14 protein-coding genes are annotated in these 25,044 nt (G+C 44.6%); 7 read left to right on the plus strand and 7 right to left on the minus strand.

From position 1 onward, the window contains the following. Positions 1–7 precede the first annotated feature (7 nt). Positions 8–2,767 (minus strand): S8 family serine peptidase, encoded by a 2,760-nt coding sequence (locus ABIL00_01435; protein ID MEO0109430.1) that lies wholly within the window; start codon positions 2,765–2,767, stop codon positions 8–10. A gap of 858 nt (positions 2,768–3,625) precedes the next feature. Between ABIL00_01435 and ABIL00_01440 the strand changes: the two genes are divergently transcribed. Genes ABIL00_01440 through ABIL00_01450 form a run of 3 tightly spaced genes read left to right on the plus strand, consistent with a single transcriptional unit; the run spans position 3,626 to position 8,692 of the window. After that, on the plus strand, positions 3,626–4,975 hold the full coding sequence (locus ABIL00_01440; protein MEO0109431.1) for a TldD/PmbA family protein: 1,350 nt from the start codon (positions 3,626–3,628) through the stop codon (positions 4,973–4,975). Continuing rightward, entirely contained in the window at positions 4,972–6,276 is a 1,305-nt protein-coding gene (locus ABIL00_01445) for a TldD/PmbA family protein (GenBank protein ID MEO0109432.1), read from the plus strand. The genes ABIL00_01440 and ABIL00_01445 overlap by 4 nt, the downstream gene beginning before the upstream one ends. Before the next feature lie 13 nt (positions 6,277–6,289). Next, positions 6,290–8,692 carry an AAA family ATPase gene (locus ABIL00_01450; GenBank protein MEO0109433.1) on the plus strand — a complete coding sequence of 801 codons (2,403 nt, stop codon included), beginning with the start codon at positions 6,290–6,292 and terminating at the stop codon, positions 8,690–8,692. Position 8,693: 1 nt separating this feature from the next. Here the strand turns inward: ABIL00_01450 and ABIL00_01455 are convergent, their stop codons facing one another. Further along, positions 8,694–13,166 carry a TonB family protein gene (locus ABIL00_01455; GenBank protein MEO0109434.1) on the minus strand — a complete coding sequence of 1,491 codons (4,473 nt, stop codon included), beginning with the start codon at positions 13,164–13,166 and terminating at the stop codon, positions 8,694–8,696. Positions 13,167–13,430: 264 nt separating this feature from the next. Between ABIL00_01455 and ABIL00_01460 the strand changes: the two genes are divergently transcribed. From ABIL00_01460 to ABIL00_01475, 4 genes are all read left to right on the plus strand, one after another. After that, the gene (locus tag ABIL00_01460) at positions 13,431–14,654 is read left to right on the plus strand and encodes an IS110 family transposase (protein ID MEO0109435.1); all 1,224 of its coding nucleotides are present in this window, start codon (positions 13,431–13,433) and stop codon (positions 14,652–14,654) included. Between the two features lie 155 nt (positions 14,655–14,809). Then, positions 14,810–16,093 (plus strand): TolC family protein, encoded by a 1,284-nt coding sequence (locus ABIL00_01465; GenBank protein ID MEO0109436.1) that lies wholly within the window; start codon positions 14,810–14,812, stop codon positions 16,091–16,093. After that, complete coding sequence (locus ABIL00_01470; GenBank protein MEO0109437.1) at positions 16,093–17,103, plus strand: HlyD family efflux transporter periplasmic adaptor subunit; 1,011 nt, start codon at positions 16,093–16,095, stop codon at positions 17,101–17,103. The genes ABIL00_01465 and ABIL00_01470 overlap by 1 nt, the downstream gene beginning before the upstream one ends. Continuing rightward, positions 17,100–19,040, plus strand: a complete 1,941-nt coding sequence (locus ABIL00_01475; GenBank protein ID MEO0109438.1) for an ABC transporter permease — start codon at positions 17,100–17,102, stop codon at positions 19,038–19,040. Before ABIL00_01470 ends, ABIL00_01475 begins: the two co-directional genes overlap by 4 nt. A gap of 250 nt (positions 19,041–19,290) precedes the next feature. Here ABIL00_01475 and ABIL00_01480 read toward each other — a convergent pair whose 3' ends face one another. Genes ABIL00_01480 through lpdA form a run of 5 tightly spaced genes read right to left on the minus strand, consistent with a single transcriptional unit; the run spans position 19,291 to position 24,815 of the window. Beyond that, positions 19,291–19,935 (minus strand): L-threonylcarbamoyladenylate synthase, encoded by a 645-nt coding sequence (locus ABIL00_01480; protein MEO0109439.1) that lies wholly within the window; start codon positions 19,933–19,935, stop codon positions 19,291–19,293. Continuing rightward, a complete protein-coding gene (locus ABIL00_01485) occupies positions 19,919–21,775 on the minus strand; it encodes a GreA/GreB family elongation factor (GenBank protein ID MEO0109440.1) in 1,857 nt (618 codons plus the stop codon). The genes ABIL00_01480 and ABIL00_01485 overlap by 17 nt, the downstream gene beginning before the upstream one ends. A 1-nt stretch (position 21,776) precedes the next feature. Next, positions 21,777–22,823: a site-2 protease family protein gene (locus ABIL00_01490; GenBank protein MEO0109441.1), complete on the minus strand. Its 1,047-nt coding sequence runs from the start codon at positions 22,821–22,823 to the stop codon at positions 21,777–21,779. Further along, on the minus strand, positions 22,804–23,445 hold the full coding sequence (gene lipB, locus ABIL00_01495) for a lipoyl(octanoyl) transferase LipB (GenBank protein ID MEO0109442.1): 642 nt from the start codon (positions 23,443–23,445) through the stop codon (positions 22,804–22,806). The genes ABIL00_01490 and lipB overlap by 20 nt, the downstream gene beginning before the upstream one ends. Then, positions 23,442–24,815, minus strand: a complete 1,374-nt coding sequence (gene lpdA / locus ABIL00_01500; GenBank protein MEO0109443.1) for a dihydrolipoyl dehydrogenase — start codon at positions 24,813–24,815, stop codon at positions 23,442–23,444. Before lpdA ends, lipB begins: the two co-directional genes overlap by 4 nt. Positions 24,816–25,044: the final 229 nt, after the last annotated feature.

Genomic DNA, 25,044 nt, shown 5'->3' on the forward strand with positions numbered 1-25,044 from the left:
TTCTCTTTTAGAATTTAATCACCTTCTGCCAAAGGCTACCTTCCTTGGTCTTAATCCGGACGAAGTAGACACCAGCGTTATTTGCCTGCCAGACGAAGTGGTAGTTTCCCGGATTAGAAATCCCTTCCTGCAATTGGGCAATCTGCCGACCCGTAGCATCATGGATGGAGAGAGAGACTTCGCTTCTCTTTTTCAATTCGTAGGCGATATTTAAGGATTGGTTAAAGGGATTAGGATAGCAGGAGATTTGGGTTAAATTCTTTAAGGGTGTCTTCTCTTCTTCCATCCCGACCATTTCGTGGAAGCCGGCATATTTGGCGATATAGTTATTAGGACCGCCTGCCGCCAGTTCCATTATCGTGACCCAGAGGGTAGCATTTCTTGGGTCGTATTCCACACCGCGGGCGTTATAGAGTTCGGGAATTAAGAAGCGTTGGAGGATGGTGAGATTATCTCGGTTCATCTCGTAGACACCAACACTGTCAAGGGCGGTGCCTTGGGAGTTGAAGGAGGTATAAACATGGATGAGGGTTGGGAGATTGGGGTTGGAAGGGGTTCTTTCTAAGGCGAGACAGCGGGGACCATAATTGGCACTTAAAGGAACATTCATTCTTCTTATCTGATTTCCTAAGGTGTCAGTAACATAGATATAACCGGGTAGGGCACCCAAAGCACTTCTGCGGTCTGCCAGATATAAGATGCGGTTATTCTCATCCCAGGCAAGTCCGGTTGGATAGTCATTAGCCGGGTTACTGAAATATCTGAGAACCGAACCAGTAGCGGATATTTTATAAACTCTTTTTGTCTGATTGGAAGCAACCCAGAAGGTATTGTCATAGGCACAGTATTTGATATCGGTGCAGGCACTTTCGTTATTTGGGGTTGGGATGGTGCCTAAGGGGGTGAGGAGAGAATCGGAGGAGAACATATAGATATTTCTCGCTCGGAAATGGCAGACATAGATTCGGTTATTGGTCGGGTTGTAGGCGATACCATAAAGACCAGCAGTGCTCGGCACACCAGATACCTGGGTTGGACCCCATAATCTGGTTCCTGGTTGCTGAACGGGTTGACCAATGGTTAAGGTGAAGGTTCTGGTCCAGGATGTTTCATTACAGACTAAATAGAGGGTTAAATTGGCGGTATAGCCTCGCGGTGTAGAAGAACTGGCACTTAAAACAAATGGGTCGGAAAGGTTATTGGTGCTATCATTACCCGGCACATTACCGAAATTGGCAAGAGAGTCAGAGATAGTAAGATATGGGTCATTTTCTCTTAGTGTTCCCCTCAGATTGGTTGCTTGGATCGCGGTGGTATTTTTTAAGTAGGTGATTAGATTGCCGGTTTCACCTGGGTCAAGCCGACCATTGCCATTTTCACCAGTAATCGCGGTGCGGGCGAGGATGATATTTGGTTTATTGGCGGGCACCATCGCATCTAAGATCTTCTTGCAATTTAACCTTCCCCAGCCGTAGTTATTATTAGGATAGGTGCCGCCTTGGGAAGGGCGGTCGGCATTATTGGTGATATAATTAAATGCCTGGTCTGGGGTTAAACTGGGCATCTTTTCCAGCATTAAGGCGACTGCGCCACCAACATGGGGAGAAGCCATTGAGGTTCCGGACATTGTACCATAACTACCACCAGGAAGAGCGGAACGGACTGTGCCCGGAGCGGAAATCGCGGGATTGATTAAGTTCCAATCGCTTCTGGGCCAGTTGGCGGGATTGTTCCAGGGGTCTTGGTTTGGTGCCGGTCCACGGCTGGAATAACTTTCAATATCATCATTGGAGTTGGTGGCACCAACGCCAATCACGATGGGATAACTCCCTGGAGCATTAGAAGTTCCGGAGGAAGGACCGCTATTGCCAATGGAGGCAACAACAATAATGCCAAGATTTCGCAAATTGACAATATAACTCCACCAGGTGGTTGTCGTTCGGCCACTTCCCCAAGAGTTGGAGATGACATTGGGACGACCGGTATTGGCAAACCAGTTAAAGCAAGCACTTATCCAGGATGCTTGACCAGAACCATTAGCATCAAATGCCTTGGCGCAGATGAAAGTAGCACCCGGGGCAACACCGATGTCGTTGGCGAAAGGTCCTAAACCATCACCCCCGGTCATTGTGCCCATGGTGTGGGTGCCGTGACCATTGTCATCATAAGGGGAACTTTGACCATTGACCGCATCGTACCAGCCATTGGTGGAGCGCCAGCGACCACCAAATGCCGGATGGGTAACTTCAACTCCGGTATCCATATTGGCAACAACCACCCCTTGACCGGTATAGCCATCCATCCAGCAGGTATCCGCTCTCACTTTGGTGATGTTCCATTCCGGGGTTTCGGTGGCATCTTGCTCGGTTGTCTCCCCGAGCCAGACATCATCAAGTTTGACAATGAAGTCATCCATCACAAAGTCAACATCTTCCCGATTGGCTAACTCTCTAATCACTTCTGGGGTTGTCTTTAAGGCGATATCAGAAACCAAAGAAAAACATCTTATATCTTCGGCTTTTACAGTTTTGAGATATTCCAAGATGCCTTTCTGCGCTCTTTCGGCAACAAATTTTAAGTATTCAATCTTTTCGTCATAGGTGGCATCGGGAGGTAAGAGAGAAAGGTCGGCTTGTTCTTTGGTTCGCACGATGATGCCGATCATATCCGAAGGGGAAGCGTTTTTTAAGATTGCCTCAAGTTCTGGGACAATCCTCCCTGCCCAGAGGCAGGCGGCTAAGAAGAAAAGGATAAATAGCCTTTTCATTTAAGACCTCCAAAAGGCTTTTTAATATAAAGCATTTTTTCCTCATCCAGCCCGGAAGCTGGATTGGTTAATTTTAATTGAGGAATGGAAAAAGTCAAGGATACACTTGGCTATAATGTTCCTAAATAGTCTATAGACCATTCAGGCTTAGATCGGAAGAAGATTGTGGCTAAAGCAAAGGTATTATGGAGACAGAATATAAAATTTATGTTAAAAAACTATTCGCTCAAATTAAGAAGGTAAGTATTTATGGCAATCGTCCTCTCTCAATCTTATGCTCAAAAAACAGACTTCCCCAATACGCCCGACAAGTCCTTTTAGAAAACCTATTAAGAAGGGTGGTGTGATTAAATATAAAGTAAAAAAGGTTTTGCTTTTTTAGAGCCGCTTAAAACTATTCAGAATTATCTTGACCAGGACTAAATTTCGCAAGTTTTTCATAATTTTTATTATTCCATCCTAATTAAATTAGGCGACATAAAAGTCGCCTAACAAGAAAAGCCCTTTCTTTTTAAGTCTTTTATTCTCAACAATTTATTGCTTTTGAGATAAATTTTAAGTGAGCCCTACCACCGCCTCCTTTATTACCTCCCCTCCCACCTTTTATCCACGCTTCGGACGATGCTTTCGGGAGTAATTTTTCCGGGAGTTAGATCTCTAATTTTTCCCCTAATTTCTTTCGGAAAGAGATGCCTGGTTTTCTCACTGGTTTCTTCTTTCGGAAAAGGCATATGAAAATTTCTAATTTCTTACCTAATCCCCGGACTAATTTTGAAAGGGGAGGAATGGGTAGCGAGATATTCGGTTTTTTAAATCTCTTCTGTTTGACAAAGCCTCAAATGTCAAGTAAAATAGATTATGAAATCATTTTTGGCCGAGATTTTTACCGGTTTAGATATTGACTATGGTGATATCCGAGTTGAGGAGAGCGCGGTCTCAAGTATTGTCTTTCGGGGCAAGGAGTTGGACGAATGCCGGCAGAATTTTGAAAAGGGTGGCATCTTACGGCTTTTTAAGAATGGGAATTGGGTCTCTGCCAGTTTCAATCGGATTGATGAGGGCTTAAAAGAATTGGCGAAGAAGAAGGCAAAGGAGTTAGAACTCTTGCCGCCAAAACGGCTTTCGCTTTCCCTTCTTCCCAGAATTGAAATTTATGCGGAAAAGCAAAGGGAAGATTCTCTCCCCTTAACGGCAAAGGTAGAATTATTAAGGGGTTATAATGAGATTCTCCTTCGCTTTCCGGGAATTGTCTCTACTCTTTCTGGTTATGGCGAGCGGGATAAGAAGATTTATTTCTATTCTACGGAGGATAGATACATTGAAGAGGTAAGTAGATACTTTCGGATTTTTTTACAGGCGATTGCCCGGGATGGCACAAATATCCAGGACTATGCCGAATCTTTTGCCTCCCGAAGAGGGATTGCGGATTTACAAGGGAAGGAAGAGGTGGTGGAGAAGATTGCCAAGATGGCATTGGATTTATTGAAGGCGGAAAAGGTTGATGCCGGAGTCTATACCTGTGTCATTGACCCACGCCTGGCTGGAGTTTTTGCCCATGAGGCGTTCGGTCACCTTTCGGAAGCGGACTTTCTCTACACAAACGAAAGGCTGAAGGAGTTATTGAAGATTGGCACGACCTATGGGGTTTCGGAACTGGCAATTGTTGATGACCCAACGATAAAAGATGAGTGGGGGAGTTATCAATTTGATGATGAAGGGGTAGAAAGTAGAAGAACTTCTCTCATTCGGGAAGGGAAGATCTCTTCCCATCTCCATTCCAAAGAGACCGCCTCCGCAATGGGTGAGGATTTAACCGGGAATGCGAGGGCAGTTAGTTATCGCTTCCCACCGATTGTCCGGATGTCTAATACCTTTATTGAACCCCGGGATAAGAAATTGGAGGAGATGATTGGGGAGATTGACAATGGGCTCTATGTGGCCGGGACCAGAGGCGGAACGACCGAATTGGAGTTTTTCACCTTCTCTTCCCAATTTGCTTATAAGATTGAGAAGGGAAAGAAGACAAAGTTGGTACGCGATGTGATAATTCAGGGGAATATCTTTGAGACTTTAAGGAATATTGATATGATTGGCAATGATTTGATTTTCTGGCCCGGGGGTTGTGGTAAGGGGGGACAATCGCCTCTGCCCGTCGCGACCGGTGGTCCTCACATCCGGATTAAAAATTGTCTGATTGGAGGAAAATGATGGAAGAGGTTATTGAGAAATTGAAAGGAAAGGTTGAAGGTTTTGAGATCTTAAAAGACGAAACCTTAACCACCCTCTGTGAATTTCGGGGAGATGAGCCCTATTCCTTGGCGACAAAAGAGGAGGAAGGTTTGGGTTTGAGGGTGATCAAGGATGGAAAGTTGGGTTTTGCCAGCACTACGGATGGAAGCCGAATTTCGGAACTGGTGGCATCCGCGATCCAGACTGCCAATTACGGAGAGAAGGTGAATTTTACTTTTCCGAAGGAAGTTCCTCCGGGAAAGTGCCGACTGGTTAACGAGAAAGTTAAGAAGATCTCTTCGGAACAAATCTTCTCTTTGGGAAGGGAGATTATCGCCGAGACGAAAACACGATTTCCCCAATTTAAGATTGACTTAAACTTACACCATACTATCTTCCGGCGCCGACTTGTCAACTCCTCCGGATTTATTGGGGAATACGAAAGGGTCTTTTACTCCCTTTCTTTTAGCGGGTTGATTGTGGCAGACGATGGTTTGATTTGGATTTATGACTATAAGAATCTCTCTTCGGGCGAACCTTTCTCCCTTTCCGAGTTTGTTGATCAGCAGGTCTTTTTAGCCCAGAATTCTTTGAAGAAGGGGCGCTTAGCGACCAAGACCTATCCGGTAATCTTTGCCCCTTCTTATGGTCTGGTACAATTCTTTTTGCCACTTTTGGTGGGGGTGAACGGGAAGAATTTTCAGAAGAGGATCACACCCCTCTTGGGTCAGGAAGGGAAAGAGATCGCTTCCCCTTTGCTTTCGGTTTATGATGATGGTCTTTTGGATTACGCTTCTGGCTCTGCCCCTTTTGATGGGGAAGGGATAGCCAAAAGACAGACGCCTTTAATAGAAAAAGGGGTTTTTAAGAATTTCCTTTTTGACTTGAAGACCGCTCACCACTCGGGTCGGCAAAGCACCGGGAATGGGGAACGCCATTATAGTAGCGAACCCAACCCCGGTTTGAATAATCTCTTCGTGGCGCCGGGAAAAGACGAACTTTCCGAGGCGTTGCGGGAAGTTCAGGAAGGGCTTCTCGTTTATGAGGTAGTAGGGGGAGGGCAGTCAAATCTCCGGGCGGGGGATTTCTCTTTTAGTGTCGGTTTGGGCTTTAAGATTGAAGATGGGGAGATTAAAGGACGGGTGAAGGATTGTATGCTCGCCGGTAATTTTTATGAGGCACTAAGGAGGATCTCCCGAGTCGGGAAGGATTTGAAGGATCTGGGCAATTTCTATCTTCCCTTTATCAAATTGGAAGATATGAAAGTGACTACCAAATAAATTTGGAGGATTTATGGATTTAGACCGTTATCGGATAGCACCGGAAAGATTAAGAATTAATGTTGACCCAAAAATTTTAGGTTTTGGGACCACGGAAGAGATTCCTTTCTGTGAGGAGATTGTTGGTCAGGACCGGGCGGTGGCGGCATTGCGGATGGGATTAGAGATTGAGAGTATCGGTTATAATATCTACGTCACGGGACCGGTTGGTACCGGAAGGACAACGACGGTGAAGTGTCTCTTAGCGGAGGCGGAAAAGGGGAAGAAGGTTCCGGATGATAAGTTGTATGTGAATAATTTCAAGGATCCGGATTCCCCAAGATTGATTCGGTTGCCCGCGGGAAAGGGTAAGGAGTTTAAGAAGGATATGGAGGATTTTATTGAGCATCTGCAGAAGAACATCCCCTTGGTCTTTGAAGGCGAATCTTATCAGAAGAGGCGAAATCGGTTAGTTGAGAGTTTTAAGGAGTGGAGTTCTAAAAAGACGATGGATTTTGAAAAGAAATTGGAGAAGGAGGGTTTTGCAATTGTGCAGCCCACACCCTTTGTCCGGCCGGAGATTGTCTATAAGTTGGGCGAGAGTTTAGTGAAGATTACCGATCTGATTTATGCGGTGGAAGAAGGGAAAATAAGTCAAGAAGAATACGAAAGGATTAGAGGGCGGTATCAGGAATTGGTGGAGGAGTTGAACAATATCTTTAAGGAGTTGCGGGATAAGGAGAAAGAGACGAGGGAGAAGTTAGCCAATATGGACCGGGAAGAGGTGAAACCTTTACTTTTAGACCACATCCAGGAAATGAAAGAGAAATACAAAAACGAAAAGATTTCTCTCTATTTAGATGAGGTTTACGAATCAATCCTTAATAATCTCTCCCTCTTTCGGGAGAAGAAGGAGGAGGTTCCTTCCGTTGACCCATTTTTGGAATACCGGGTTAATTTATTGGTTGATAATTCCGAAGAGAAAAATGCCCCGGTCATTTTTGAGACTTCCCCTACTTACAAGAATCTCTTCGGGGTAATTGAAAGGGTTTGGGATGCCCGGGGGCAATGGCGTACCGATTTCACTAAGATTAAGGCGGGTTCTTTGGTTAAAGCCGATGGTGGATTTTTGGTCCTCAATGCCTTAGATACTTTAATTGAACCTGGGGTCTGGAATACCTTAAAACGGACTTTAAGAAACCGGAAGGTGGAGATTCAGAACTACGACTTGTATTCTCTATTTTACTATTCCGCCCTGAAACCGGAGCCGATTGATATTGATGTGAAGGTGATTATGATTGGTGACCCAATATTATACTCCCTTTTAGCCACCTACGATGAGGACTTCAAGAAGGTTTTTAAAATCCGGGCGGATTTTGATTGGCAGATGCCTTTTGACGAGAAGATGGCAAAGGAATACGCCAAGGTGATAAAGGCAATTATTGTCAAGGAAGGACTCTTACCTTTTGACAATACCGGGGTTAGCGAGATAATGAATTTCGGCATCCGTTTGGCCGGAAGGAAGAATAAAATTTCTGCCCGTTTTAATGTCATCGCTGATCTCTTAAAGGAGGCATCCTACTGGGCAAAGAAGGGGGGGAAGGATAAGGTTTCAGCCGAAGATGTGAAAAAGGCGATTGAACAACGACAATTCCGTTCCCGGTTGATTGAAGAGAAGATTCAAGAGATGATTGATGAGGGGACTTTACTGATTGATACCGAAGGGAAAGTTATCGGTCAGGTTAATGGGCTTTCCATTTATGATACCGGGGAATATGCCTTCGGTCGGCCCACCCGCATCACCGCCCGCACCGCGGTGGGCAGTCAGGGGATAATTGATATTGAGCGGGAGGCAGAACTATCAGGTAAGATTCATAGTAAAGGGGTTTTAATCCTTTCGGGCTATTTAAGATACAAATACGCTCAGGACCATCCCTTAATTATTAGTGCCAGTATCTGCTTTGAACAGTCCTATTCCGGGGTGGAAGGTGACTCGGCTTCTTCGGCGGAACTGTGTTGTCTCCTTTCTGCCTTGTCAGGACTTCCTCTCCGTCAGGACCTCGCCATTACCGGTTCGGTGAATCAGAAGGGTGAGATTCAACCAATCGGTGGGGTGAATGAGAAGATCGAAGGTTTCTTTGAGGTCTGCAAGAAGAGAGGATTGAAGGGGACGGAAGGGGTGATCATTCCGGAAAGGAATATTGAGGATCTGATGTTAAAGGATGAGGTGATTTCTGCCTGTCGGGAAGGGAAGTTTCATATTTATGCGGTAAAGACGATTGACGAGGCGATTGAGATCTTGACCGGAGTGCCGGCGGGAGAGAAGGACGAAAAGGGAAATTATCCCGAAGGGACGGTTAATTACTTAGTAGCAAAGAAGTTGAGGGAATACGCCTTAAAATATAAGGAATTTATCGGGGAAGAGAAGCCGGTCTAATTTATCTTTTGAGGTAGAAGTTAAAAGGGATGGAAACCCAAACCCGAACGGGAATATCCTTTTGCCGGGCGGGACTAAATTTTGCCTGCCGAGCGGCAACTAATGCCGCCTCATCCAAGGCATCGTTACCCGAAGATTTTAAGATTTGGGCATCAATCACTGAGCCATCAACCTCAACTAATACCTTAACAATTGTCTGTCCTTCAATCCTTGCCCGGCGAGCCATCTCCGGATATTCGGGTTTGGGAATAGAAATGGGGTTCGGTTTTATCTCCACTTTGGCATAAGGGACAATCTGGGGTGTGGTCTCTTCTTTTGGGGGAGGGGTTGTCTCAACCGGTGGTTGGGAAACGACCGTTTCCGGTTTTGGTTTTACCGCTGGAATTGTCTCGGTTCTTCGGGCTAAGGTTTCCGCTCTTGGTCTTTGGGCAAGAGTTTCCGGTTTGATCCTCTCTTCTGGAGGAGTTAATGTCTCTTGGGGAACGAGAGTGGCTTGGGTTGTACTCTCTGGTTTAGTCGCCGCATAAGATATCTTCTTGGGTTTCGGTCGGGAGGAGAGAGCCAGAAAGAGGGATAATGCCAATACTAAAACTATCCCTACGCCAATTAAAGCGGTTTTCGGAATTTTTGGCAGTTTCTTTATCTTAGGATAAGCAACTTTTACCTTTTCTTCTTTCACCGGGATTAACTCTTTCCCTTTACTCAAGATGACTTTTACAACTTCGCCTTCTTTTAAGGTCTCACCAGGCAGGGGGGATTGTTGAATGATAGAATCTTTGGCATAAGTTTCAGAATACTCTTCCCCTTCAATAAGCAGTTTAAGGTTCAGGTCCCAAATAATTTTTTCGGCTTCCTTTCTCTTTTTCCCCAATAATGACGGGACAACAATTATCTTTCTCTCAATCGGTTTTTTTCCTTTACTCAAAATTACCCGAATCGTGCTTCCCTCGGGTAATTCTTCACCCGGGTCTGGGGTTTGACTCAAAATGCAATCTTTGGGAATTTTCTCGGAGAAGTCCTCCCATTCTATAACCAACTTTAATCCGAGTTTACTTAGTTCTTTTTCCGCCTCGGAAATTGTCTTACCGATGAGGTTGGGAGATCGGACCGGCTCTTTGCCTTTACTTAATACCACCCGGATCAAGCCCTCAGTCACTACTGCTTCGGGTTCGGGTGACTGCTTGACGATTCTCCCTTTCGGAATAACGTTATGATATTCCCAAGATTCAGTAACTAACTTTAAGCCTAAATTAGAAACAATCTTTTCCGCCTCGGATAGGGTCTTGTCAATCAGGACTGGGGCTTTAAGTGGTCTTTTCCCTTTGCTGATGACGACCTTTACTTCTTCTCCTAATTTCAATTTCGCTCCCGCGGCTGGAGTTTGGCTCATCACTACCCCGGGAGGCAATTCTGAGAATTCTTCCCCCTCTATTTTAATTTTTAGTCCCAAGGAGGATAGAATCTTTTCTGCCGATTTTTTCTCTTCGTTGATTAAAAGGGGAACTCTCACCAACTCCGGTCCTTTACTCTCAATGATTTTGAGAATATCACCTTCTTTCAATTCGGCACCGGCTTCGGGGATCTGCTTAAAGATTATTCCGGCCGGAAATTCATTGGCGTACTCTTCTTCTATGATTAACCTTAAATTGAGGTCGGCGATAATTTTTTCTGCCTCTTCCTTCTTCTTTCCGATAAGGGGAGGGACTTTAATAATTTTCACCACCGCTGGTTTCTTGCCTTTACTGAGCACCACTTCCACCACCCCTCCCGCTTTTAAGTTTTTGCCGGACGGTGGATTCTGGTCTACGACGGCATTAGCCGGGATATTTTCCGAGAAATCTTCCCTTTCAATTTTTATTTTAAGTCCGAGGCTATTAAGGGTTCTTTCTGCTTCTTTTAATTCCTTACCGATGAGGTTGGGGACGGCAATTAGTTTTTCCCCTTTACTTAAAATCACTTTTACTGTTTCTCCCTTTCTTAGAGATTCGTTTGGAGATGGGGATTGGCGGAGGATTCTTCCCAGGGGGATATCTGGGGAATAATCTTCTCCGGCTACGACCAGTTTCAGTCCTAAGGGGTAGAGGATTTTTATCGCCTCGCCTTCGGTCTTTTCGGTCAGGTCGGGGACTTTAATGAGGGGGAGACCCTTGCTTAGGGTCACCTTTACACTTTCTCCCTCTTTCAATTGGGTTTCGGCAGGGGGCGATTGTTTTAGGACGCATCCCTCTTCAATGGTTTCGGAATAGTCTTGATTTTCAACCAGTAATTTTAAGCCCAAATTCTGAAGGAGGCTTTCCGCTTCCTCCTTTTTCCTGCGGACTAATGATGGGACCTTGACGACTTTCACGACAGGTGGTTTCTTCCCCTTACTCAAAATGACCTTCACCGCCTCCCCGGATTTCACTTCCGTCCCCCCGGCTGGCTTCTGGTTAATGATACTATTGGCGGGAACTGTCTCCGAGAAATCTTCCCTTTCAATTTTTATTTTGAGTCCGAGGCTATTAAGGGTTCTTTCTGCTTCTTTTAATTCCTTACCGATGAGGTTGGGGACGGCAATTAGTTTTTCCCCTTTACTTAAAATCACTTTTACTGTTTCTCCCTTTCTTAGAGATTCGTTTGGAGATGGGGATTGGCGGAGGATTCTTCCCAGGGGGATATCTGGGGAATAATCTTCTCCGGCTACGACCAGTTTCAGTCCCAAGGGGTAGAGGATTTTTATCGCCTCGCCTTCGGTCTTTTCGGTCAGGTCGGGGACTTTAATGAGGGGGAGACCCTTGCTCAATATTATCTTTATCGTTTCCCCTTCTCTCAATTGGGTATTAGGCGCGGGAGTCTGTTTTAAGACCATACCCTCCGGTATCTCTTCGGAATATTCCTCACCTTCAAAGATGATTGTCAATTTATTTCTTTTTGCTTCCGCTTCCGCTTCCGCTTTTCTTTTGCCGACCAGATTGGGACAAAAGACTAATCTTTTTCCTTTACTTAAAATAACCTTTACACTTTCTCCTTCTTTCAATTGGGTGTTAGGTTCGGGCGACTGTTTTATGATAGAGCCTTCGGGGATGGTTTCGGAATAATCTTCTTTTTCGATCATTAATTTCAGGCCCAAGTTAGTTAAGGTCAATTCCGCTTCCTTTTTTGCTTTGCCCACCAGAGGAGGGACCTTAACGATTTTGACGAGCGGAGGTCTCTTTCCTTTGCTGAGAATAACTTTAATCACCTCCCCGAATTTCACTTCCGTACCCACGGCTGGCTTCTGACTGATGATACTATTGGCGGGAACTGTATCTGAGAAATCTTCCCCTTCAATCTTCAGTTTTAAACCCAGAGGAGCAAGGAGTCTCTCCGCTTCCTCTTTCCCCTTACCGATAAGGAGGGGCACGGGGATTGGTTTTAACGCCTTCCCTTTGCTGACGATTATCTTTACCGCTTCCCCTTCTCCCATCAATGTCCCGGGTTCCGGGGTTTGGTAGAGGATTAAACCTTCGGGGGTGATTTCTGAGGATTCCTCCCCTTCCAGAAGGATATTTAATTTCTGGGCATTGGCGATCGCTTCCGCTTCCTTTTTCGTTTTTCCAACCAAGGCTGGGCAGGGAATGGTTTTTACCTTTTCCACGATCGGTATCTTTTCCTCGGGGGGTTGGGTTAAGGCGGCGAGAAATTCTTCGCAGGTCTGGAAGCGTTCGTTGGGCTTTTTGGCTAATGCCTTTTCCACTATCTTTTCCCAGGCGAGAGGGATTTTGGGATTTTTCTCCCTAATTTTCGGGGGTGGGGAGAAGAGGTGCTGCTCTTCTACCGAAGAGGTCTCGGTCCTCTTGAAAGGTACTTCCCCGGTAGCCATTTCGTAAAGGGTAATTCCCAAAGAATAGATGTCGGAGGATTTATTTAGCGGTTTATTTAATATCTGCTCCGGGGACATATAAGGGGTAGTGCCCACCCGAATTTCTGAGGCGAGACCCACTCTTTCCCCACTAATAATCCGGGCGATGCCAAAATCGGTGACCTTAACCTCCCCCGTGGAGGTGAAGAGGATATTGGATGGTTTTAAGTCAAGATGGAGAACGCCCAGGTTGTGGGCATAACCAACCGCTTCTAAGACTTGGCGAAAGATAGAAAGAATCTGCTCTTCGGGTAGCGGTCCTTTTTTAATCAAATCGCTTAGCGTTCTTATTCTTTGCCCATCGGGAAGCGTCATCCCTTCCAGGTATTCCATTACGATATAATAGACTCCTTCCTCCTGGAAGAAATTATGGATGAGGACGATATGGGGATGTTTTAATTTTGCTTGGGTTTCCGCTTCTTTGAAGAAACGTTCCTTAAATTTTGGTTCTTTGGTTAAGAAGGTGTGGAGGGTCTTTAAGGCAACCGGTTGTTCTAAGACGCGGTGGATCGCTTTGTAAACGGTGCCAAAACCACCCTCACCGATTTCTTCAACGATTTTATAATAACCAAAGCCCACAATCCTTTCCGCCATAATCTTATCCTACGGAAAGAGTAGTGAAAAAATTAAAAATGTCAACTATAATTTTCTTTTAATATATTATAATATGAAAAGGGTAAAAATGAAAGTGAAAGAGAAAAAGAGCGGGATAGGGCAAGAGTTAAAAAGTCTACATAAAAGTTTCCACTTGATTCTCACCCTATCCCGGTTTCTTCCTCCCCCAAGGGTAATAGAGAAATCCCATTTAATGGGTATAGTTGACTCCCAGGAGAGGAAAATACCAAAGAGGAGGGATTTATGCTTAACTTAAATCCCAATAACATAATCCCCTTTGGCGTCGACCCTTCAAGGGCCGAGTTAGCCATAGTGAGTATAAACGAAAGACCCACCCTTTTCAAGATAAGAAATAACCAAGATGGCCATAGGGAATTCTTGAAGAGAGTGGTGAAGATGAAAGAAGAGACAGGAAAGACTCCGGTCTTTGCCATTGAAGGAAACTCCCCCTTTGTTCTTGGTTTTACATTCCAGGCTTATCGTCTTGAATTCCCTACTTATGAAATAACGCCTTATCATCTTCATGAAGTAAGAAACCTTCTCCTCGGAGAAGACCAAAACGATTATCGGGATGCCAAGGCCGCAGCAATGGCAATAACCCAATTACCTCAATTGTTAAAACCGGTAAAAAATGATTTGCTCTGGTTCGCCTTGAAAGTTTTAGTTTCTACCCGCCTCCGCTTAGTAAGAGACCAAACAAGGGACATTAACCTCCTTCATAACCATTTGAGCCAAATCTGGGGACCAGTTTATAAAAAGTTCTTTCCCATCCTTAACTCACCCCAAGCCCTTACCTTTTTTTCCACCTTTCCCACCCCGGTTGGCGTTTACGGAGCAGAAGAAGAGGTCTTAAATCTACTACAGGCGCAAGGATTACTTTACTATCGGGTAAAATGGGGTAAAAAGAAGGTAAAAGAGATAAAGGCAGAAGTTAAAGAGATGGACTGGAAAAGAGATGAGTATTTAACCGAACTTGGTCTAATAGTTAAGTCCTTTGCCACTGATGCCTTAAAGAGACTTCGGAGGATTAAAGAGATTGAAGAGAGGTTAAAAGAAAAGGCGAAGGGATGGAAAGAGGGAGAGATTTCTTTACTGAGGACAATTCCTGGTTTTGACTGGGTTTTAGCCTGTTCGGTGGTGGTATTGATTGGTGATTTATCTCGGTTTGAGAGGAAAGCGGATTTTATTGCTTATTGCGGATTAGTCCTTTGTAGTAAAGAGAGTGGGAAAAAGAAAGGGAAGAAGAAGAGGAAGCGAAGGAATAAATTACTCTCCCATCTTTTTTACCAGGCGGCATTGGCTTCTTTGCGGAGTAGCGAGTTATCAAGGAAGTATTACCAGAAGAAGTTACAGGAAGGAAAGAAAGGGAAGCAAGCGATTAGGGCATTAGCAAAAAAGTTAGCAGAGATTACTTATGCGGTTCTTAAAAATAAGGAGCCCTATGATGAAACAAGGCTCCTGAATTAACTATTGACTTTACATAGAGAATCAAGGAGAAGAATCTATTAATCGGACAGAATGATTAAAATCTATCCAACTTTTAGTAAAAAATCTCTTGCTATTTTCTTTTGTTTAATTAGAATAGTAAATAAACCTTTTGGTTAATTTTTTGTCTAAATATTATGGATAAGGAAAAGAAAAGGTTTTTCTTATTAAAGAAGGCGCTATTCCTCTTCACTACTTTTTCTTTTATTTCTTTGGGGGCAGAAACTTTAACGCTTGATGAATGTATTGCTTGGGCAAAGGCAAATAACTTACAACTTTTGGTATCCCGGATGGCAGTGGAACGGGCAAGAAAGGATTTGACTTTAGCCCGGGCGGATTATTACCCCACTCTTGGTCTATCCAGTAGTTATCGTTACAGTAGTAGTTCGGCTCCTGAGGAGAGAGATTGGTTATCTTCTGGGAGGGGAAGTTTTGCCACGGGATTGAGTCTCCAATATCCGCTCTATAAAGGGGGGGCGATTAGAACCGGAGAGAAGATTGCGGAGATTAAGTTAAAGATTGCCGAAGAGAATTACCGGCAGACAGAAAATGAAGTTATTTATTCCTTGAAGCAAGTTTTTTTTAAGATTCTCCAGATGGCAGAACAGATTTCTCTAATGGAGGAGGTTCTCAAAAGGCGCCAGGAAAATTTAATTTTGATTCGGTTAAATTATAATGTTGGTAGAGAGAACGAACCGGATGTGAAGCAGGCGGCTGCCAATTTAGAAGAGACGGAATACGAATACTTAAAAGCCCAGAAGAATCTCTCTTTGGCGAAAAAGGAACTCGCTCAGATTCTCAATCGTCCCGGAGAGGAGATAGAGATTTTTTATGAAGATAGAGAAAAAAGTTTCCCTTCGCTTGATAGTTTATTAAAAGAAGCGGAGGCGAGAAGGCCGGAGATGATTGTTGCCCAAAAGAATCGGGAGATTGCTCAAAACCAGGTTAAATTAGCGAAGAGTGCTTATTTTCCGACTCTCTCTTTCTCTTCTTCTTATGGTTGGCAGGGAAGTAAAATTACCGACCAAAAAGACAATTGGGGATTAGGGGTCAACCTTTCTTTACCCCTCTTCAATGGCTTTGCCACTAAGGCGAAGGTGGCGGAGGCAAAAATTTCCTTAAAGCAAGAGGATTGGCAAATGTCAAATTTGAGATTAAAAATCAGACAGGAGGTGGAGGAGGCATATACGAATTGGCAATTAAGCGAAAAGAACGTAGCGGTGAGGAAGAAGATGTTGGCGGTGGTGCGTTCTGCTTACCAACTAACAAAATTACAATACGAACAAGGCAGAACCACTTATTTCTTTTTACAACAAAAGGAAGGAGAATTGACCCAGGCGGAGAATAATTATCTTAATGCCCTTTATAATTTCCGCCTGGCGATTGCCACCTTAGAAAAGGTTTTGGGAAGGAGTGATTGATGAAGAAGTTTTTTATCTTTATTTTAATTTTAATAGTGATAGTGGTGGGTTTTTTCTTTATCCGCAGACGCTCAGTAAAACCGAAGGAGGAGATATCTTCCGTTTTGGAAGTGAAGAGAGGGGATATTGAGGTTAAGGTTTTGGCGACCGGAACCATTCAACCCTATACCCGAGTGGAGATTCGTTCCCCGGTGAGCGGTCGGGTGGAAAGGGTGGAAGTAGACGAAGGGGATTTGGTGAAGAGCGGTGACATTTTGGCTTGGATTTCCAGTGAGGACCGGATTGCTTTAATTGATGCGGCCCGCTCCGCCTTAGAGACGGCACAGAAAAGTAAAAACGAGGAAGCGATAAAAGAGGCAAAAGTTGCTTACGAAATTGCCGAAAAGGCTTATAAACCAGTTCCTTTGACTAATTCCCTAGCAGGAGAGGTGATTAGTCGTGCCTGTGAACCGGGTCAGAATGTGACACCCCAGACTGTGCTTTTTGTCATTTCCGACCGACTGGTGGCGAAGGTTCGGGTTGATGAGGCAGATATTGGTAAGATCACCATAGGCCAATCGGCAATCATTACCCTTGATGCCTTCCCCAATGAGCCGGTTGCCGCCCGGGTAGCAAAAATCGCTCGGGAGGCACAGGTGGTCTCGGATGTGGTGGTCTATGATGTTCTGGTTGAGCCAATAAGTGTGCCGGCACGTTGGGCATCGGGTATGACCGCTAATGTCTCCTTTATGGTGATGAGTAAGAAAGGGGTTTTAACTTTACCGAATGCGGCAATAAGGGAAAGAGAAGGTGAAAAGTTTGTGATGGTGATGAGGGAAAATCGGCCGGAGCCAAGAAGGATTGAAACCGGCGCTACCGATGGGAAGTTGACCGAAATTTTAGCGGGATTGGAGGAAGGGGAGAAGGTTCTAATAGGTGGTAGTTTCCCTGGAAGGGGGGAGAGGAGAAGTGAGGCGGAGCGTCGTTTCCGGCAGATGATGAGGCAGATGCCGCCAGGAGGCTTCCGTTGATTGAGTTAAGAAACATCACCAAGATTTACCGGTTGGGTAAGGTTGAGTTACGCGCCTTAAATAATATCTCTTTTTCTATTACCGATGGTGAATTCATTGCCATTATGGGTCCTTCGGGTTCGGGAAAATCAACCCTCCTTAATATCCTCGGTTGTCTTGATGTGCCCACGGAAGGGGCATATTTAATTGATGGGGTGGAGGTGAGCAAACTTTCGGATAGGCAATTGGCGCAGATTCGGAACGAGAAATTTGGTTTCGTCTTCCAAAATTATAACCTCCTTCCCCGCCTCAATGCCTGGGCTAATGTGGAATTGCCTCTCATCTATTCGGGGAATTATCATCGGCGGAAGGAGAAAGTTTTCCGCGCCTTAGAGGTGGTGAATCTGAGAGAACGGGCGTTTCACCGGCCGAGTGAACTATCCGGTGGGGAGCAGCAGAGGGTGGCAATCGCCCGGGCTTTGATTAATGAGCCGTCAATTATTCTGGCTGATGAGCCAACCGGCAACCTTGATTCCAAAACCGGGAAGGAGATAATGGAGATTTTGACCGGATTGAATGAGAAGGGGATTACGATTGTGATGGTCACCCACGATAATAACATTGCCAATTATGCCCAAAGGATAATTCGTTTACGCGACGGCGAGATTATTGAGGACGAAAGAAGAAAAGAGATGGTTTCTCTTCCCAAAAAACCGAGCCCCACCTTTCAGCGTAAGAGAAAATTTTCTCTGGCGGAATTGAAAGAGAGTGTTAAGATGGCAATCTTTTCTATCTTAGCAAATAAACTGCGTAGTTTCCTAACGATGCTCGGGATTATCGTTGGCGTTGCCGCGGTGATTACAATGATTGCTCTTGGGCAGGGTGCCAGCGCCCAAATCACCCAACGGATTAAACAGATGGGTTCAAATTTAGTGATGGTCAATCAGTTCCGGCGGATGGTCGGTGGGGGGAGTGTCACTCCCCTTTCTTATAGCGATGCCTTGGCAATTAAGGAAAAGATTACTTCAGTTGCCCGGATTGATGCCTCCTTCCGGCAGCGGGCGCCGGTGGTTTATGGCAACTTAAATGTCAATACCGAAATAAATGGCGTGACGCCCAATTTCCCTATCGTCCGAAACTTTCCCGTAGAAAGGGGTTCTTTCTTTACGGAAGAGGATAATCAATTGATGCGCCGGGTGGCGGTTTTGGGCAAGACCGTGGTGAAGAAACTCTTCGGCGAGGAAGACCCGATTGGGCAGTACATAAAGATTAGGAGGGTGATCTTCCAGGTGATTGGGGTGATGAGTGAGAAAGGGAGTAGTGGATTTCGGGATGAGGATGATGTGGTCTTTATCCCTCTGCGCACCGCCCAGAAGAGGTTATTCGGTTTAGATCGGGACCGGGTGATGGAGATAAATATTGAAGTGAAGAATGAGAAGATGATTGATACCACTATCAAAGAGGTTACTCAACTTCTAAGGGAGCGGCACCGGATCCGGGAAGGAGAAGAAGATGATTTTAATGTCCGCTCCCAGGCGGAGATTCTTTCTACGGTGCAGGAGACGAGTCGCACCTTTACCTTACTTCTGGCGGGAATTGCGATTGTCAGTCTCATCGTTGGGGGAATTGGGATTATGAACATTATGTTTGTTTCGGTTACCGAGAGAACCAGGGAGATTGGGATTCGCAAGGCGATCGGCGCCCAGCGGATTGATATCTTAGGGCAGTTTTTGATTGAGGCGGTGATTGTCTCTCTGTCCGGTGGGATAATCGGGATTCTCTTGGGTATTGGCGCGAGTAAATTGGTCAGCCGGTTTGCCGGTTGGACAACAATTATTACCCCGACTTCTATTTTATTATCCTTCTTCTTTGCCTTTCTCGTGGGATTTTTCTTTGGGGTCTATCCGGCACGGAAGGCTTCGCTTCTCAATCCGATTGAAGCCCTCCGCTACGAATAGAAATTTTTTTGGGAAGAGAAACGTCTCTTATTTTCCCTATGCTGATGAGTCTTAAAATTAGTCCGCCGATGAGAAATTTTATCATTTCCCTCCCTGGACCTTTTTCCCCCACCTTTCTTTTTCCCTTTCCCTTGCCATTGATTGGGCGTTTCATTCTTCCTTTTATTAAACTATAAATTAGGTCATTTAAAAGAGGAGAAAGGGCTGGGAGGTGGTGGTAGGGGGGATAACCTTTGAAAGGTGATATCTCCTATGATACAACCCAACCAATCACTTTCTTAATCTCTTCTATCCCAATCGCCCCTTCCCGTAAGATGCGGGGTGGGGTTTGGGTGAGGTCAACAATAGTTGACTCTTTACCGATTTCGGTCTTTCCGCCATCAAGGATTAAATCAATCTCTTCCCCAATACTTTTTATCACATCCTCAGCGGTTAAGGGGCTTTTCTCACCATGGCGGTTAGCGGAGGTGAGGGTGAGAAAGGTTTTACTTCTTTCTATTATCTTTAAGGCAACGGGCGAACGGGGAATTCTCACTGCGATATTATCTCGGTGACCGCTCAAAGTTAAAGAGAGGGAAGGTTTTTTCTTTAAGATACAGGTGATTGGACCCGGGGAGTATCTTTTGAATAGTTCTATTGCCAAAGCGGGTATCTCCTCACAGATTTGGTAAAGGTCACTAATATCTTTTATCCCAACTATTAAACCTTCGCTCAAAGGACGTCGTTTCACCAAAAAGACCTGGCGCACCGCGGATTCGTTTTTAATATCACAGGCAAGGCCATAAACGGTTTCCGTTGGTAAGGCGACTAGACCCCCTTCTTTAATAATTCTTACCGCCTCTTCTATTACCGTCTCTTCGGGCTCTTTCGGATTTATTTTAATTATTTTCGCCATCCGTTTTCAGACCTTCCACGGCGATGATTTCGTAATCCTCCCCTTCCCAATTTATTCTCTCGCCCGTGCGCTTTCCCAAAAGGGAGCGACCGAAGGGGGATTGGTAGGAGATGATATTCTTTTCTAAGTCAATATCCCAGGGACCGAGGATGGTCCATTCCTTAATCTCATTGGTCAATAAATTTCTTATCCTTACTCGGCTCCCGATTTCTACTTCGGTCAAATCTCCTTTGGGGAAGGTTATCGGCACCGCCTTGGCTAAATCTTCCTCCAATTTCTTTATCCGGTTCATTAACCGGTTCCTCTCTTCCTTGGCGATTTTGTATTCGTAATTCTCCGAAAGGTCGCCATAACTGCGGGCTCGGGCTAAGGCTTCGGCATTCTTCTTCAACTCAACCTGCAAAAGGCGCTTTAACTCCTCCTCCATTCTCTTTATCCCTTCTTCGGTATTATAAATGACATCTTTCTCCTCTTTAAGACCACTCAACTCTTTGATCGTCCTCTCCATTTCCCCCTTTTCGTAATCAAGGAGGGAAGGGAGAAAAGGGAGGGAGGAGAGGATTCTTCTCCGCTCTTCCTCATTCATCTCCCGAATCGCCTCTTTAACAAATTCTTTATCCTTTAGGAGTCTTTTATGGTAGCGCCAGAACTCTTTATATTTTTTATTACCCAAAAGTTCGTAAAGCCGGAGGAAGAGCGCTTTAGTGATAAATCGCCCTTTGTAGTTTTTTACTAGCCAATAGAAGTGGAAGGGATAAAAGTGATAAGAGGTGAAGACTTCATAAAGGATAGTTTCCAAGTCCGATTCTTCCATATTTTGGGCTAAAAGATTAAAGAGTTTCTCTTCCCTTGTGGCGAAGAATATCTTAAAGAAAATCTCCGACCAGTTTTCCCTCTCCTCTTTTATCTTTTGGAGAAATTCCTTCCGTAAGGGATGGGTTAAGTTCTCTATCATTTTTATCATCTCCTCTTCCCTTTCCGGAATTTCCCCAAGAGAGAAAATTACCTTCTCTTCTTTCTTCTCCTCTTTGGCTTGGAGTTGGTCGGTCCATTCGTAAACCCTTTCTTTTTCCTGTTTGCTTTGGATTTGAGGATGGGCATTGATTTCCGTTTTCACCTTTTTCCAAAAGTTTTCCCAGTCGGTGACAATCCCTGAGAGGTGGGATTTGATTTCGGAAAGTCTTAACTTCTTAAAACTTTTCAGGAGGAGGAGGAATAAGGCGCCGGGGTCGGTTTCGGATAATCTTTTTAACTCTTCCGGGTTCGTTTCCTTTTGCACTAAATAATGCTCAAAAGGAAGGGGGGTAAAATTTTTGAAGAGGTAGGCGATGGGGATTTTCTTTTCTTCCTGGGCAAATTTCACTAAGACCTGCTCCAAAAGGAAATCGTATCCTTTTATCCTTCCCAACCCCTCTTTATTAGAAAAGATGAAATTCCCAACGGTAAAACGGGCAAAGTTCTCCACCGTCTCAATCCCTTCTTTAATATCCTCGTCACCATCAAGATGGCTCTGGGAGATGTAATCTTCAATCTCGGGAATTGGGTAGGCAACTTTTAATAGGTTAATTGCCTCCTTTCGCAGATTGAAGTCCTTTGGCAGATACTGGGATTGCATCTTTAAGATGGTTAAGGCAGAGGGGTAGTCTTTTTTCTCTTTTAAGTAGTCAAGGATTAAGGAGAAGAGAGAAGAAGGGAGGGGCAATTGATTTTCCTTTTGGAGAAAGGAGAAGATTTCTAAAATTAAATTGGCAGGCGGGTTTTTCTCTAAGACCGAGAGCAAGAAATCTTCTAAGTTTCCCCGTTTTATCTCTCTCCTTAATGGTTTTATTATCTCTTCCATATTAAGGGAGGGAGGAGAAGGGAAATGGGGTGAAGGTTAAAATTAAGATGAGGAGGGCGATCAGGGCAAAGATCTTTTCTCTTCTCTCTAAGCCGGTTATCTCGTCTTGGACTGGTGGGTGACGGAGACCTAAGACAAAGACTAAGAAGATCCAGAAATACCATCCGGGCCAGCGGATACCCAAAAGCGCCATAAGACCAATGATAATAAGCATCACGATTTTCATCTTCTTATAAAATACGGCGTAGGCGATATGACCACCATCCAACTGCCCTAAGGGCAAAAGGTTCATTGCGGTAACGAAAAATCCGAGCCAACCGGCAAATGCCATGGGATGGAGAAGGATATCGGTTTTTGGTGGGATCTGGGGGAAGAAGATCTTAGAAAGGAGGGTGAAGATCAGGGAAGAACCGAGTCCGATTCCTCCTTTTAATTCTTCAGAGGAGACAATTTTTGAATATTTAAGTCCGATGATGGTGATGGGGATGGCAATTAAGAAACCAGTCAAAGGACCAGCGAGCCCAACTTGGATTAAAGCCTTGCGGGAAGGGATTACCGATTTTATCCGGATGAAGGCACCCATCGTACCAATTAGGGGATGGGGGACAGGAAGGAAATGGGGTAAGGTAGCCGAAACCCCGTGCCGGCGGGCAGTTAAATAATGTCCCAATTCGTGACCACCGAGGATGGTTAAAAGGGAGAAGGAGAAGGGTAAGCCCAAAATTAAATCTTTTGGCGAGGCGAATGGATTGCCACCCCGATTGAGGGAGCCGATAAGAATGGTAGAAAAAATTGTTAAAAGGAGGAGGATGAGCGGTAAGAGGTATTCGGTCTTCTCTTCCTTGGGGACAAAACCGGAGACCAATCTAATTACTTCCTTCTCTCCTTCCTTCCGGAAGAAAGGGAAATAGCCTGCTCTTTGCAAAATCTCTTTTAAGGAACGGATACTCTCTTCTTTTGGTTCTAAGATCTTGCCCGAGATTTCATTCTCATCCCAGGTTTCAATTAAGAAAAATCTTTCCAGTTCTTTAAGAAGTTTCTCTTCCATTTTCCCTCCGGCTCAATACCACCCTGGTGATTACTTCTTTCACTTCATTCATCTCCACTCTTTTCCCTAAGATATTTTCCATTGCGGTCATTGGCAAATTCTTTTTGCCGCAAGGATGAATGAAGGAGAAGGGTTTTAAGTCATTTAAGACATTGAGGGCAATCCCGTGATAGGTGACCTTATCTTTGAGGGCAAAGCCGAAGGAGGCAATCTTTTTCCCTTGGACATAAATTCCGATATTCCTTTCGTCCGCGGTCGCAGCAATGCCAAAGATTTTTAAGGTTTGGATTATCACCCCTTCCCAATAGTTAATAAATCTTCTAATCCCAGCCATCCCTTCCTTTAAGAAGAAGATGGGATAGATTAAGAGTTGACCGAACCCGTGGTAGGTGATATCACCACCCCTTTCGGTGCGGTAGAAAGAGATTCCCATCGCCTGCAACTTTTCTACTGAGACCAAAAGATTTTCCATCTTCCCATTCTTTCCTAAGGTAATTACCGGAGGATGGATGACAAAAATTAAGGTATCGGGAATCTCGTCCCTTACCCTTTGCTGATGAATCTCCTTTTGGAAATCTTCTGCCAGTTTATATTCACAAACTCCTAAGTCAATAATCTTCATAAGGTATGGATACTCTTTCCTAAAATTTTTTCTAAGGTCTCGGAGATGATTTCGGAAAGGGTGGGATGGGGGTGAATTAAGTTCTCAGTCTCTTCTACCTTTATCTTATTCGATAAGAAAAGGGTAATCTCACTAATTAACTCCGAGGCAAGAGGGGAGAGGAGAGAGAAGCCTAAGATTTCCCCGGTTTCAGAGAGAACCACCTTGGCGAAACCTTCGGTCCGGCCCAAGGTATAGGCGCGACCGATAGCACTTAAAGGAACTCGGTAGACTCTTGGGTTTAACCCTTTTTCTTTTGCCTCCCTTTCCGAAAGACCAACTACCGCCACTTCGGGGTCGGTATAGATGCAATTGGGAATGAATCGCTTATAATCTTTGGGAAAACTTCTCCTTCCCAAGGCGATAATCTCCGCTAATTTTTTTCCTTCAAACATCGCCTTATGGGCTAAAAGGGGTGGAGAAGAGCAATCACCAATCGCAAAGACATTCTTTAAGTTGGTCTGAAAATTCTCATCGGTGATGATAAATCCCCGGGCATCTTTTTCTATACCAACTTTTTCTAAGCCTTCGGTATTCGGCTTTCTGCCGATTGCGACCAGGACCTTTTCCGCCTCAAGGCGCAGTTTTTTCCCTTCCCTATCTTTTATTAAAAAAAGTTTCTCATCTTCTCTGCCCAAAATCTGAGAGGAGAGATAGAATTTTATCCCTTCTTGCTCTAAGATTTTTTGGAGGCGCTGGGCAATCTCCTCATCAATTCCGGGGAGGATTTGATTTGTAATCTCAATAACTATCACCTCACTTCCCAATCGGGAATAGATGGTTGCCATCTCCAAGCCAATTGCCCCGGCGCCAACCACCAAAAGGCTCTTAGGAATCTCTTCGGGCTGGAGAAGGAAGTCGGAATTGACTACGCTTTTGCCATCAAAGGGAATTTCTTTTAAGGCACTTGGGAGAGAACCGAGGGCTAAGACGATATTTTGGGCGGAGATTACCTCTTTACTATTTTTTAATCTAACCTTCCCTTCACTAATAATCTCTCCCTCTTCCCGAATCACCTCACAATTTCTCTTTTTTAAGAGGTATTCAATGCCATTGGTGAGCCGATTCACATTTTTGAAGACCCAGCCTCTCATCATCGGGATATCAATTGCCGGCGGGGAGAATTTAATACCCGCAGAATCTAACTCCGCACTCCGTCTTAAAATCTCAGTTAAGTGGAGATAGGCTTTGGTTGGGATACAGCCTAAATTGAGACAGACGCCACCAATCTTTTCCTTTTCAATCAGGGCGACCTTTTTCCCCAATTGACCGGCACGGAGGGCGCAGGTATAACCCGCTGGTCCACTCCCGATAATGAGAATATCAAACATAATGAATATTAACGAGAAATTAAAAAGTTGCAAGATTATTTTTAAGGCGACATAAAAGTCGCCTATTAAAAGAAGGGTCTTTCTTTTAAGTTTCGCATTTCCAATAACTTAATTATTTTAGGTTAAATTGAAGTGCACCCCACCACCGCCTCCTTCACCACCCCCCTACCCACTTCTTATCCGGCATTTTATCCCTAATTTAAGGGGGGATTTTATCTCCAATTAAAGG

The organism is candidate division WOR-3 bacterium, assembly GCA_039801905.1.
GTDB lineage: Bacteria > Hydrothermota > Tepidihabitantia > Tepidihabitantales > JBDRVQ01 > JBDRVQ01.

Excerpts from the sequence above, each read along its gene's own strand:
- ABIL00_01435 (MEO0109430.1), bottom strand. The coding sequence starts at position 2,767 with ATGAAAAGGCTATTTATCCTTTTCTTCTTAGCCGCCTGCCTCTGGGCA.
- ABIL00_01440 (MEO0109431.1), top strand. The coding sequence starts at position 3,626 with ATGAAATCATTTTTGGCCGAGATTTTTACCGGTTTAGATATTGACTAT.
- ABIL00_01445 (MEO0109432.1), top strand. The coding sequence starts at position 4,972 with ATGATGGAAGAGGTTATTGAGAAATTGAAAGGAAAGGTTGAAGGTTTT.
- ABIL00_01450 (MEO0109433.1), top strand. The coding sequence starts at position 6,290 with ATGGATTTAGACCGTTATCGGATAGCACCGGAAAGATTAAGAATTAAT.
- ABIL00_01455 (MEO0109434.1), bottom strand. The coding sequence starts at position 13,166 with ATGGCGGAAAGGATTGTGGGCTTTGGTTATTATAAAATCGTTGAAGAA.
- ABIL00_01460 (MEO0109435.1), top strand. The coding sequence starts at position 13,431 with ATGCTTAACTTAAATCCCAATAACATAATCCCCTTTGGCGTCGACCCT.
- ABIL00_01465 (MEO0109436.1), top strand. The coding sequence starts at position 14,810 with ATGGATAAGGAAAAGAAAAGGTTTTTCTTATTAAAGAAGGCGCTATTC.
- ABIL00_01470 (MEO0109437.1), top strand. The coding sequence starts at position 16,093 with ATGAAGAAGTTTTTTATCTTTATTTTAATTTTAATAGTGATAGTGGTG.
- ABIL00_01480 (MEO0109439.1), bottom strand. The coding sequence starts at position 19,935 with ATGGCGAAAATAATTAAAATAAATCCGAAAGAGCCCGAAGAGACGGTA.
- ABIL00_01485 (MEO0109440.1), bottom strand. The coding sequence starts at position 21,775 with ATGGAAGAGATAATAAAACCATTAAGGAGAGAGATAAAACGGGGAAAC.
- ABIL00_01490 (MEO0109441.1), bottom strand. The coding sequence starts at position 22,823 with ATGGAAGAGAAACTTCTTAAAGAACTGGAAAGATTTTTCTTAATTGAA.
- lipB (MEO0109442.1), bottom strand. The coding sequence starts at position 23,445 with ATGAAGATTATTGACTTAGGAGTTTGTGAATATAAACTGGCAGAAGAT.
- lpdA (MEO0109443.1), bottom strand. The coding sequence starts at position 24,815 with ATGTTTGATATTCTCATTATCGGGAGTGGACCAGCGGGTTATACCTGC.